This window comes from Pelobacter propionicus DSM 2379 (assembly GCF_000015045.1).
Lineage (GTDB): Bacteria > Desulfobacterota > Desulfuromonadia > Geobacterales > Pseudopelobacteraceae > Pseudopelobacter > Pseudopelobacter propionicus.
In genome coordinates, this window is sequence record NC_008609.1 from 1,582,632 (window position 1) to 1,594,672 (window position 12,041).

Sequence of the window (12,041 nt, forward strand, 5' to 3'; positions counted from 1 at the left end):
TTGATGGAGGATCGGATATGAAGCGGTTACTCGTTTGTCTCGTGCTGGTTTTCATGCCGGCGCTGTCTGCCGGGCCGTGTCATGGGGGGGGAACCAAGCCCGCAGTGATGAAGACCATCACCGACATGGATGACCGGAGAATCCAGGTGCCGGTCAACCCGAAGCGGATCGTCTGCATGCATGGCGTCTCTTCGGAGCGAATCATGATTCTCGGCAAAGGGTCCAGCATGACGCTGATGGCAACAAAGCCGTCACCCTGGGCATACCGGCTGTACCCTGAAATGAAGCAGGTCAGAACTGTGCCGTTTCCGGCTACCCCCAATCTGGAAGATATGGTGAAGGAGAAGGTCGATCTGCTGCTCTATTCGCCCATACCGGTTGAAACGCGAAAGTACCATGCGGTGGGGATACGGACGGCGTGCGGCTTTTCAGCCGGGAAACGGCCGAGAACCATTCCCGGCTTCACGGAAAACTTCAAGCGGCAGATCCGTTTCTTCGGTGAACTGCTGGGACCGGAGGCCAGGTTGCGGGCCGACCGGTACTGTCGCTACTTTGACCGGAAAGTCGGTCAGATCCTTGCCAGGACCTCCAGGATAGCCAGAAAGGACCGGCCGACCGTTTACTATGGCGGCAGGGTTGCCATAGGGGGAGGAGGGGCCAGTCTCCTGGCCACCCAGGGCAACGGGAGCGTCCTGCACTGGAATGTGGAGGTGGCGGGAGGCAATTACCTGCCCCGGGCGATTGATCAGAATTTTGCCGAAGTGAACCGGGAACTCCTCCTGACCTGGAATCCGGACCTGATCCTGGTCAGTGGCTGGAAGAATTCGGCTGACGATATCAGGAAAAGCCGTCAGTGGGAGGGGCTCAAGGCGGTCAGGAACGGGAGTATCTATACCATTCCCCAGGGGGTCTTCGCTTGGGAGTATGCCAGCGGGGAGAGTGTGCTGCTGATGATCTACATGGCCAAGATCTTTCACCCCCACCTGTTCCGGGACTGGGACATGAAGCAGGAGATGAGGGAGTTCTACTCCCAAGTATACGGAAAGAACATCACGGACCGTGACGCGGAGCGGATCCTGCGTAACCTGCCGCCGGCGTGAATATGGGGCGTGCAGTTCCGCGGAAGAAGGGTGTATCCGCTTTTTGAGAAAGGAATCTTTCGGCCAGGTTGTCGAATATGAATCTTCTCCGGCCCTGAGGTCCGGTTTTACGTCCGGATACGTCCACCGGGCTCTGCCGGAAGGTGCGAGTACGGAGAAAAGATCTAGGAGTCTGTCGGGCTTAACGCATTCAGCCGTCATCTCCAGGGCGTTTTCAATTGGTTAACCTGCTGTATTTATTGAATAAGTCGTCAGCTTTAGCTTGCGTTTTCTTGGTGTATCCCGTATATTTGTCCGGTAATATCAACTGGTTAGGTATCGGGGTTGACTATGAAATCAAAGTTTATTGAAGTTGACCGGGAAACACCCTATCTGCTCCCGCCATCGCTGCAGGATTGGCTACCAGAAAAGCACTTGGCCCGGTTTGTGGTCGAAATTGTCGAACAGCTCGACCTGCGCTCTTTGAAAGCTACCTATGCCGGCCGAGGCTCGCAGCCCTATAACCCTGAGATGCTGGTAGCATTGTTGTTTTACGGTTATGCGACAGGCGTATTCTCCAGCCGGAAGCTTGAGCGCAGCACCTACGACTCCGTGGCATTCCGGTTCATAGCGGCAAACAGTCATCCTGACCACGATACCATTGCCACCTTCCGCCGGCGTTTTCTGCCGCAACTGAACAAGCTGTTTGCCCAGATTCTGCTGATCGCTCATCAGATGGAGGTGCTGAAACTGGGCAACGTTAGTTTGGATGGCAGCAAAATCAAGGCGAACGCCTCCAAGCACAAGGCGCTGAGCTATGAGCATGCCTGCAAGCTTGAAGAGCAGATCAAGGCTGAGGTTGGCGAACTGCTCAAAAAGGCCGAGGCAGCGGACCGTGCCGATATTCCGGACGGCATGAACATCCCCGAAGAACTGGAACGTCGGGAAAAGCGTCTTTCCGCCATTGCCGCAGCCAAGGTCGAGATCGAAAAACGAGCCGCTGAGCGCCATGCTCGTGAACAGGCCGCTTATGAGAAGAAAGTCGCCGAACGGGCCAAGAAGGAGCAGGCAACGGGCAAGAAGGCCAAGGGGAAAGAGCCGAAACCGCCCAAATCCGGCCCCACTGCCAAAGATCAGGTCAATCTGACCGATGAAGAGTCGCGGATCATGCCGACCTCCGGTGGCGGATTCGAGCAGACTTACAACGTCCAGGCCGGTGTGGATACAGCATCAAAGCTCATCGTTTCGGCCCATGTTACCCAGAATCCCAATGACAAACAGGAGCTGACACCGACCCTGGAGAACCTGGCGGCGCTGCCTGAGAAGCTTGGCAAGGCAACCGATCTGGTAGCTGACAGTGGCTACTTCAGCGAAACCAATGTAACTGCCTGTGAGGAGAACGGGATAACTCCCTACATTGCCGTAGACCGGCAGAGTCACAACGTGCCACTGATGGAGCGCTTTGCCGAACCGCCGCCGTTACCCGAAGATGCCGATTCCGTGGCCAGAATGAAGCATCGCCTGAAGACACCTTCCGGCAAGGCGATCTACGCCCAGCGAAAAGTCACCTCGGAACCGGTCTTCGGCATCATCAAGGCGGTCATGGGATTCAGAAGCTTTCTTCTTCGTGGCTTTGAAGCAGTAAAAGGCGAATGGAACCTCGTCTGCATGGCCTACAACATCAAACGGCTGCATGTCTTGGCCGGATAGAATGAGAAATAGCGAAAATCAGCCTGTAATAACCGCAGTCATCGCTGAAAGGGCTGAATTAACCAGGTTGCCGGTGGGAAGACGAACACATACGGAACTTTTTTAATCGGCTTGGCCACAAAAGAGGGCGCCCCTGAGGTCAAGCCCGACAGACTCCTAGAGACAATGAATACGCGTAAAGCATTCTGGCGTGCCGTAGGGATGTGTTTCATAAGAACATGAAATGGTGTTTCTTAACTGCTTGATATTTTATGAGAAGAGGAGAGGAAACGTGAAACAGCGATGGTGCGCCTGTATGCGCTTACCCAGGAGACCTGGCTTGGTGGCGCCGGTACTGGCGCTGACGATGATGTCGTCGCCGGCCCTGGCTGATGAACAAGTGACGAAGAGTGAAGAAAACGGTGACGTATTTACCTTGGGCAGGGTAGAAGTGATCGGCACGTCCGAGAGCATCAAACACCCCGCAGTGGAAGTGGTCAGTAGCGAGGACATGCTCCAGTTTGATACCGAAACCATCTCCGAGGCGGCCAACCTGGTTCCCGGCGTCACGCTTTCCCGAAAGGGGGGGCGGAATGAGTCGACGGTCTACGTGCGTGGTTTCGATTTGCGGCGTACCCCCCTCTATCTTGATGGAATCCCGATCTATTTTCCCTACGATGGCTACCCGGACCTGGGACGCTTCTTTACCTATGATCTGTCGGAACTGGTCATCTCCAAGGGCTTTGCGTCAGTGCTCTACGGCCCCAACACCATGGGGGGCGCCATCAACATGGTTTCCAGACGTCCCACCAGGGAGTTCGAGGGGGATGCCGGCGCCGGCTATAGCTCTGTGGACCAGTACCACACGTTCGCAAACTTCGGAACCAGGCAAAAGAACTGGTATTTCCAGGGGGGCGGCTCTTGGTTCGGCAGCAACGGCTTCGAAATGTCGGAACACTTTCACAACAGAACGTACGAGAACGGAGGCAAGCGCAATAACGCCTTTCAGGAGGATTGGAAGGTCAGCGGCAAACTGGGGCTGACACCCAACAGCACCGACGAATATGCCCTGACCTACATCTATCAGAACGGTGAAAAGGGGCAGCCACTCTATACCGGAGACAATCCTGACGAAAAAATCAAGTTCTGGCGCTGGCCCTACTGGAGGAAGCAGAGCCTGTACTTCACCTCGCACACCGCCATTGGTGACAAGAGCTACCTCAAGACGCGCACCTATTATGACAAGTTCAAGAACTCATTGGAGTATTTCACCGATTCCACCTACAGCGCACTGGACAAGAACATGGGCTACAGGAGCAGATACGACGACTCTACGGTCGGCTGCTCCCTTGAGGTGGGGACGTCCCTGATCGCCAACAATGAACTCAAGATGGCCTTCCACTTCAAGGATGATGTTCATCGCGAAGAGACGCTCACTACTCCCCGGCAGCGCTTCGAGGATCGGGTCTACTCATTTGCCTTGGAGGATACCATCCGGTTCACCGAAAAACTCTCGGCCATCATCGGAGTCAGTTACGACATCCTGGACGGGGTACAGGCGCATAAATATGACTCAAAAAGCACTGCCTACTTTGACGCGCCACTTGCCGACGAGGATGCCCTGAATCCCCAGGGAACCCTGATGTATTCCTATTCGGATACCGGGAAGGCGCATGCTTCCGTGGCCATGAAAACCCGCTTTGCCTCGATGAAAGAGAGAACCACGATGGGGCTTGACGGAACCACTATTCCCAATCCGGACCTGAAACCTGAAACGACCATCAACTACGAACTGGGTGTTCAGGATGTCATCGCCGGTCTCGTTAAGGTCAAGTCAAGCTTTTTCTTTAACGATATCAGGGACTATATCGAAGGTGTCGTGATCGGCTCCGTGCTCGTCAATGGCAAGCCGAAAGATCAGAAGCAGATCCGGAACATCGGCCGGGTTCAGCGCTACGGCTATGAACTGGAGGCGGTAGCGCCCATTAGCGACAGGATCGAAGCCGGCTTCAACTACACCTTAATGTACAACAAGAACAGGAGCGGTGACGAACCCATAACCGACCTCCCCAAGCACAAATTCTTCGTCTATGGCACGTACTCCCCCGTCAAGGCGCTGACTCTGTTGGCCTCGCTGGAGTACGACACCAAGCGCTACGGGGACGCCGGCTATAATGCCGGCGAGTTTGTGGTTATCAATACCAAGGCGAGCTACGAACCGCTCAAGGGTGTCATGGTGGAGGTGGGCGTCAATAACCTTCTGGACCGGGATTACGAGCTGGCCGAGGGGTATCCGGAGCCGGGACGCACCTTTTTCGTTCAGGCACGCTACAAGTGGTGAAGGGGTGACAACAGAAAATCCGATTAGCACTCATCTTTAGCTTGATTGAAACCAATGCTCCCCCCTTTGAAAAGGGGGACTGGGGGGGATTTATTGGCGGTGGCATCAGAGGCAAATCCCCCTTTTCCAAAGGGGGATTTGCACTGCACCGCTACTGGCTGAAGATTAACGCTAATCGAGACAGAAAATGAAAGGCCGCGACTGGTGACAGGACTCTTCACGGGTCACGCAGTGGAACCGCAATGAACAGGAGGAAAACGGTTGCCACGTTATCTCCCCGGGGCTCTGCGGTGCGGAGAGCTTCGGCTATGGAGTATTCCCGGACAGGGATGTGGTAGCGAGGTGCTGCCGAAAACTGAACCGCTTTGACGTTGGGACATGGACCAATAAAAATGGGAGGAGTGTTGATAATGTTTTGCAGACTTTTGATTGTACTGTGTGTTTTTTTCTCATGTTCGGCCTTTGCCGGAGAACAGCTTGCCAAAGATATTCGAACGGAGCGGAAGGTTGTGCGTGTGGCCGTGATCGGCGGCATGTCGGTCACGACCGATTTGTGGAGAGAAATTTCCAGGATGTTCGAAGCTGATAGCGGCTACAGGGTTGAAGTCGTGGCGGCAGGCCCGAAGCACGGGCTTGCCGATGCGATGCGGCAGGGCAGGGTGGACCTGCTCACCATGCACTCGAGCGATTCGACCACCGGCCTTGTCGCGGACGGTTACGCGGTCAATATGCGGCCCTGGGCCAGGAACGATCTGGTTATCCTGGGTCCGCCTTCCGACCCGGCCAGGATCGCAGGCATGAAGGATGGCGCGCAGGCACTGAGGAAGATTGCCATGGCAAAGGCGAACTATGTGGAGTTGCAGGGCCTCGGCAAGCGTGAAATGGCGCACACGCTGTGGAAACGGGCCGGGATTGTTCCCAAGGGAAATTGGTACCTCAAGGACGAGAGCGAAGGGCATGACGACCTGCTCCGCTTCGCCGCCGCGCATGAAGCTTATGTGATTTTTGGCAGGATTCCGGTCCAGCAGGGCAAGATTGAAAGCCATAATCTTAGAATTCTGGTCGACAAGGATCCCAGCATGCGCCGGCCGTATATTGTCATGGAGGCCAATCCGGAACTGTTTCACGGCACCAATGTAAAGGGAGCTAGAGCACTCTCCGATTACCTGCTTTCCGATAATGTACAGAAATTTTTAGGGAGTTTCGGGAAAGAGAAGAACGGCGGCATTCCGTTTTTCCATCCCGTGACCAGCTTTCACCCCATGGTTAGCGAACCGGTATCCAACGCTATTCGAGAATAGTTGGCTGAAAACGGTATCGGAGAGGGGGGCGCGGCGGAATCCTGTCTGGTTTGTCGTGACCATGTCTCTGTGATGAAACGTTTTTTTCGGACCTATCCTTCAAAAGAAGGTATTCGCACATACCACCTCAGTGTAGAGCGGAACCTGAAGCTCTGCCTGGACAAACAACAGGTCAATGAATTCGGTTACAACCTGAGGAGAAACCATTGAGTGTCCACGATGTCGTGGCACTCAACAAGTAATATGGATCAATACGCCGAGGGAGTGGAGCGATGAAGCCGGAGACACTGGACGAGAAAGTCAAGCGGGTGCTGCGCGACAGGATTGAGGTTGTTCCCTATGATGCCTGCTGGCCATTGCTGTTCGAAGAGGAAAAGGCGTATCTCCTTGCGATGTTTCCCCAGGACCTGATCAGGAGGGTCGAACATTTCGGCAGTACCTCGGTGCCGGGGCTGGCGGCCAAGCCGGTGATCGACATGCTGATCGAGGTCTCGTCACTTGAAAGGACGAAAGTGGAAATCGCGCAGGTTCTGGAAAGAAAGGGCTACGACTACTTCTGGCGCGCCAGCCATGGCGAGGAGGTCCCCCCCTTCTACGCCTGGTTCATCAAACGGAACGGACGGGGGGAGCGTACCCACCACCTGCACATGGTGGAGTCCCATTTCGAACAGTGGGACAGGCTGCTGTTTCGCGATTACCTGAGGAGCCATCCGGAAGAGGCGGCGCGCTATCAGGAGCTGAAACTGTCACTTTGCCGTCAGTATGGCGACGACCGCATCGCCTACACCAGGGCCAAGACCGGTTTCATCGTCGAGTTGACCAAGAGAGCACAGGGGAGAACTCAACATGCAGTGCGCCATATGTGAGAACCGATGCCTGATCCCGGAGAACGGGACCGGCATCTGCGGCATGTACACGGTTAACGACGGTATCCAGATGGAGAAGTATCCCGACCAGTATCTGGTTGTGGTGCCGTCGGAAATCGAATCCATGCCCATGCTGCACTACCACCCGGGCGGGACGTTCCTGCAACTCTGCACTGTCGGCTGCAACATGCGCTGCTGCGGTTGCGTCTCCTGGGTTATTACCGAGAGCGTGGACGCAATCCGGGGCGCGCTGCATTCCCTGACTCCTGAAGATGTGGTGGCCAGGGCGCTGGCCGAGGGGTGCCGGGGGATCATGTTCTGCTTCAACGAACCGGCAGTTTCCTTTCTTACCTTCAAGAGGCTGGCGTCCCGCGCCCGGGAAGGGGGGCTCCTGGTGGGGTGCGCCAGCAACGGCTGCTTCACCGAAGAGGCGTTCCGGGACCTCTTGCGCCACATCGACTTCATCAACATCGGCATCAAGGGGTCGAGCGACGAGACCTACGCCCTGCTGGGCGCCCGCTCCGCGGTCCCCGTCTTTAGAAACCTGCAACTGAGCATTGAAAGTGGGGTGGCCACGGAAGTGGCGGCGGTGTACGTGAAGGGGCGTGAGGATGAACTGCGGGAGACGGCGCGGAGGGTGGCCTCGCTCTCGCCGGATATCCCCTTTCAGCTCATGCGCTTCATCCCGCTGGCCATGGCGGACGGCTCCCAGGAACCCACCGTGCGGGAGGCTGAGACGCTTTGCCGGGAAATCGGGGGGCTGCTCAGCTACGTCTACCTGTTCAACTCTCCCGGCACGGAGCATCTGCACACCCGCTGCCCGCGGTGTGGAGAGATCATTGTGAGGCGGGGCTTCAACGGCCCCATGTGCGCCCATGTCACCCATTGGCGGGAGGGGTATGTGTGCTCCTGCGGTTTCACTCCCCCCTTCAGCGGAAGTCCGGAGCGGGACGGCGGCGCCCAGGTGCTGGGTTATTTCGGGGGGTACAAGACCATCATGGCCCTGGAGTCGGTCCAGACCGTGCTGGCATTCCTGGGGGAGCGGGAGCCGGCGGTGATCGCCTCGGTGCTGCAGCGCATCCTGGAGTCGGGGTACATCAAGGGGCTGTATGAGCGGGGCAAGCGGGTTGACTCCTGGCTGGAGATTGTTGACCATTATGCGTTGATTGCCGGCAGGGAAGCGCAGGCCGGCGAACTGCGGGCGTTCATCCAGCACCATGTCTCTCTGGTGGCGGAAGGTGCCCGAGCAGTTACCCATCGTCCCAGGGTGTACTTCTCGCTGGGACACCCGCTGATCGCTGTTTTCGGGGACAAGTTCGAGTGCAACCTGGTGGAACTGGCCGGTGGGCACTGTGTCAACGGCGAAATCCGGCGTGACGAAACCCCTGGCATGACCATTGCCGCGGAAACGCTGAACCGTCTCGATCCGGAAATCATGCTCAGCGTCGGCGCGCTTGGTTATCCGCCGCAGGATTATCATGCTGTCTGTCTGCAAGCGGGTCTGGATGTCAGGGCCGTTCGGCAGGGGAGGATTCACTCCCTGGCCCCCTACAACGCGTCGGGCCGGCCGGACTGGATCCTGGGGTTTCTGCACATGGCCACCATCATTCATCCCGAGCTGTTCAGTTTTGATATGGAAATGCTGGCCGATGAGTTTTACAGGAAGTTTCTGGGGATTTCCCCGGGACCGGACGGTCGGCGCAGGTCCATCGCCCATCCGCGGGTTCTAAAGAGCCGGGTTGCGTTTCGTGAGAATGAGCCGCTTCCCGGTCTTCAGCTGACGTCTGCGTGAGGGGAGGAGGGAATATATCGGGCAGGGAAACAGTGGCTGAAAAAGCCAGGCGAGTGCTGAAGGATGGGTTCGATGTCGGGATTCTTGGTCCGGGCTGTTCGAGTCCCTGTGGCTGGTGTTTCCGACGATTTGGGGTAAGCTTGTGGTGATTCTATCCATCGAGTGGAACAGTGGGACGTGGATAGTTGTTGTGTGGCGCACGGTGTCGTTGGGCTGATACTGTCGATGGCTTTCAGCATGTAATGCCGGCTGCGATTGCAGTCGCGCAATTCTGTATCGACGTAAGCGGTGGAATATAAAACAGTTGTTGCTATTCCAGGGAGGTGCACCATGGTTGAAAAGTTGATCGTTCCCACTGTCGAAAAGCGTATCAGCGCCCTTTTCGAGTTTAACCGGAGAAAAGAGGCAGAGGCACTGTCGAAGGGTAAGACAAGAAAGCCGAAGCTGACGATCACCTTTGCCCGTGAGTTCGGCTGCGAGGCCTACCCTGCCGTGGAGCGTCTTCAGGCGCTGATGGAAAACAAGACCGGTGAGGCCTGGTTGGCAATGGACAGGGCGCTTCTGCAGGAGGTGGCCCGCAACCATGAGCTTTCCGAAGATGTGCTGCACAGGCTCGGAGAAAGAACTCAGTTTCTGGACGACATTATCTCCACATTCGCGCCAAGCTGGAAGGGTGACAAAGACTATTTCGAGTTGCTCTGCAGGCATGTTGTCGCGCTGGCCTCGGCGGGAAATGTGATTCTCATGGGGCGGGGGAGCGCAATTATTACTCAATCCATGAAGAACTGCCGGCACTTCTTCCTCTACGCGTCTGAGGATTTCAAGGTCCGTTCCATGTGCCGGCGTCTGAGGATCGAACCGAAAGAGGCCAAAAAGCTGATTCAACAGAAGCAGGGTGAGCGGGACCAGTTTCTCCGCACCGCCCTCGGCCATACTCCCGGTGATATGAGCGTGTACAACCTGGTATTCAACAATGATCGCAACAGTGCGGACAAGATTGCCCATACCGTTGCGGAGTATGTCATGGAGAGCTGACCAGGGTGGCTGATGGGCTGGATTCAGGCTCTACGAGGGCGCCCCATGCGGGCGCCCTCGTCTGTTTTGTTCCTTCCCGACAAGGCCTGTTGGCAGATGGTGCCTGACCGGTTCCCGCAACAGTGTCACGCGCGTCATCGGAGAACAGCGGTCCCTGTCTATCGATCGTCATGGCAGGATGTTGCGGTTGCCCCCCCCGTTCGTGGATAGTTCCCACACCTTTTACCCGAGAAAGTCCTCCTCTCACAAGTCCCTGACTCCTTCCGCAAGCAGGCTGTTTGATTGCCTTCCCGCATGGTTTATTGTGTTCATGCATAGAACCAGAGACCACTCTAGAGGAGGGCGACCATGAGTTACCACAATCAAAAAATGACAGCTCAGGGCTTAAAAGGCTTCCTTGACCAGATCGTTGCGGAAGCGGCACTGGCAGAACTACAGGCCAGGGGGGCGATCGCCAAGATCATGGCAGAGGACCCGAAGAACGCGGCGGCGCAGGGATGGGAACAGACACCCGCTCCACGCTGCTCATGACAGCCGTGCGATTCGGCGTCGACGTAGGCGGTGAAATGCAAAACATTGGATGCTATTCCAGGGAGGTGCACCATGGTTGAAAAGTTGATCGTTCCCACTGTCGAAAAACGTATCAGCGCCCTTTTCGAATTTAACCGGAGAAAAGAAGCCGAGGCCCTCTCAAAGAGCACGGCGACAAAACCGAAGCTGTCGATCACCTTTGCCCGTGAATTCGGCTGCGAGGCCTACCCTGCCATGGAGCGTCTTCAGGCACAGATGGAAAACAAGACCGGCGAGGCCTGGTTGGTGCTGGACAAGGCGCTTCTACAGGAGGTGGCCCGCAACCATGAGCTTTCCGAAGATGTTCTGCGCAGACTTGGGGAAAAACCACAGTTTCTGGACGATATTATCTCCACGTTCGCACCAAGCTGGAAGGGCGATAAGGACTGCTTTCAGCTGCTCTGCAAGCATGTTGTCGCGCTGGCTTCGGCTGGAAACGTGATTCTGGTGGGACGGGGGAGCGCGTTCATTACTCAATCCATGAAGAACTGCCGGAACGTCTTCCTCTACGGCTCTGAAGAGTTCAAGGTCCGCTCCATATGCCGGCGTCTGGGGATCGAACCGAAAGAGGCCAAAAAGCTGATTCAACAGAAGCAGGGTGAGCGGGACCAGTTTCTCCGCACCTTCCTCGACCGTACCCCCCGCGATCTGAGCGTGTACAACCTGGTCTTCAACAATGATCGCAACACTCCGGACCAGATCGCCCATACCGTCGCGGAGTATGTCATGCCGCGCTGACCACGCCGACTGATGCGTCGGATTCAGGTATGAAGAGGGCACCCCATGGGGATGCCCTCGTCGGTTTCAGCTCCCGTCGTGGTCGAGCCTGGTGTCGGACGCTGTCCGGCCAATCCTTGGGCAAAGCGTCACTATCATCAGGGGGCGGTTTATGTCGAAAAACTGGCATGGCACGGTATGATGCGGTTGACATTCCCTTCCGGGAAAATACCACATGCCTTTTACCCGAAAAAGTCCGCCTCTCACAAGTCCCCGTCTCCTTCCGCAAGCAGGGTGTTTGATTGAGTTCTCATATGGTTTATTCTTTTAACAGATGGTAAGCACAGAACCATAGACCACTTCAAAGGAGATCGACCATGAGTTATCACAATCTGAAAGAGAAAGTTCAAGACTTTGAAAATGATCTTGATCAGGTCGTTGCAGAAGCTGAAGAAGCTGATACACAGGCCAGGAATGCTATCGGAAAGATCATGGTAAAAAACCGGAATAATGCGGTGGCTCATGGGTGGGAACAGGCTCCGGTCCCACGGTACGTTAATTTTTGCCTCTGCCCTTCGTGCAGCACTTCATTTGATGACCAGTCAGATTGCATTGATTGCCCTTCTTGCAGGTAGTTTAAATAAACTATTA

Annotated in this window: 10 protein-coding genes; all 10 read left to right on the forward strand. The window is 56.0% G+C overall.

Going from position 1 to position 12,041, the window contains the following annotated elements; all coding sequences use genetic code 11:
- Nucleotides 1-17 precede the first annotated feature (17 nt).
- On the forward strand, nucleotides 18-1,100 hold the full coding sequence (locus PPRO_RS07365) for an ABC transporter substrate-binding protein (protein WP_011735388.1): 1,083 nt from the start codon (nucleotides 18-20) through the stop codon (nucleotides 1,098-1,100).
- A 330-nt stretch (nucleotides 1,101-1,430) separates the two neighbouring features.
- Complete coding sequence (locus PPRO_RS07370) at nucleotides 1,431-2,789, forward strand: IS1182 family transposase (RefSeq protein WP_011735389.1); 1,359 nt, start codon at nucleotides 1,431-1,433, stop codon at nucleotides 2,787-2,789.
- Between the two features lie 271 nt (nucleotides 2,790-3,060).
- Nucleotides 3,061-5,109 carry a TonB-dependent receptor plug domain-containing protein gene (locus PPRO_RS07375; protein ID WP_232286704.1) on the forward strand — a complete coding sequence of 683 codons (2,049 nt, stop codon included), beginning with the start codon at nucleotides 3,061-3,063 and terminating at the stop codon, nucleotides 5,107-5,109.
- A gap of 410 nt (nucleotides 5,110-5,519) precedes the next feature.
- Entirely contained in the window at nucleotides 5,520-6,410 is an 891-nt protein-coding gene (locus tag PPRO_RS07380; protein ID WP_011735391.1) for a substrate-binding domain-containing protein, read from the forward strand.
- Between the two features lie 272 nt (nucleotides 6,411-6,682).
- Nucleotides 6,683-7,276, forward strand: coding sequence for a GrpB family protein (locus tag PPRO_RS07385; protein ID WP_011735392.1), 594 nt, complete (start codon nucleotides 6,683-6,685; stop codon nucleotides 7,274-7,276).
- A complete protein-coding gene (locus PPRO_RS07390; protein ID WP_011735393.1) occupies nucleotides 7,257-9,068 on the forward strand; it encodes a radical SAM protein in 1,812 nt (603 codons plus the stop codon). The genes PPRO_RS07385 and PPRO_RS07390 overlap by 20 nt, the downstream gene beginning before the upstream one ends.
- Nucleotides 9,069-9,398: 330 nt before the next feature.
- Nucleotides 9,399-10,103, forward strand: a complete 705-nt coding sequence (locus PPRO_RS07395) for a cytidylate kinase-like family protein (protein WP_011735394.1) — start codon at nucleotides 9,399-9,401, stop codon at nucleotides 10,101-10,103.
- Between the two features lie 348 nt (nucleotides 10,104-10,451).
- Nucleotides 10,452-10,634, forward strand: a complete 183-nt coding sequence (locus PPRO_RS07400; protein WP_041532207.1) for a hypothetical protein — start codon at nucleotides 10,452-10,454, stop codon at nucleotides 10,632-10,634.
- A 72-nt stretch (nucleotides 10,635-10,706) separates the two neighbouring features.
- Nucleotides 10,707-11,411, forward strand: a complete 705-nt coding sequence (locus PPRO_RS07405; RefSeq protein ID WP_011735395.1) for a cytidylate kinase-like family protein — start codon at nucleotides 10,707-10,709, stop codon at nucleotides 11,409-11,411.
- 356 nt (nucleotides 11,412-11,767) lie between these two features.
- Nucleotides 11,768-12,025: a hypothetical protein gene (locus PPRO_RS20840; RefSeq protein ID WP_011735396.1), complete on the forward strand. Its 258-nt coding sequence runs from the start codon at nucleotides 11,768-11,770 to the stop codon at nucleotides 12,023-12,025.
- Nucleotides 12,026-12,041: the final 16 nt, after the last annotated feature.

Coding starts and splice junctions, on each gene's coding strand:
- PPRO_RS07365 (WP_011735388.1), top strand. CDS start 18: ATGAAGCGGTTACTCGTTTGTCTCGTGCTGGTTTTCATGCCGGCGCTG.
- PPRO_RS07370 (WP_011735389.1), top strand. CDS start 1,431: ATGAAATCAAAGTTTATTGAAGTTGACCGGGAAACACCCTATCTGCTC.
- PPRO_RS07380 (WP_011735391.1), top strand. CDS start 5,520: ATGTTTTGCAGACTTTTGATTGTACTGTGTGTTTTTTTCTCATGTTCG.
- PPRO_RS07385 (WP_011735392.1), top strand. CDS start 6,683: ATGAAGCCGGAGACACTGGACGAGAAAGTCAAGCGGGTGCTGCGCGAC.
- PPRO_RS07390 (WP_011735393.1), top strand. CDS start 7,257: ATGCAGTGCGCCATATGTGAGAACCGATGCCTGATCCCGGAGAACGGG.
- PPRO_RS07395 (WP_011735394.1), top strand. CDS start 9,399: ATGGTTGAAAAGTTGATCGTTCCCACTGTCGAAAAGCGTATCAGCGCC.
- PPRO_RS07400 (WP_041532207.1), top strand. CDS start 10,452: ATGAGTTACCACAATCAAAAAATGACAGCTCAGGGCTTAAAAGGCTTC.
- PPRO_RS07405 (WP_011735395.1), top strand. CDS start 10,707: ATGGTTGAAAAGTTGATCGTTCCCACTGTCGAAAAACGTATCAGCGCC.
- PPRO_RS20840 (WP_011735396.1), top strand. CDS start 11,768: ATGAGTTATCACAATCTGAAAGAGAAAGTTCAAGACTTTGAAAATGAT.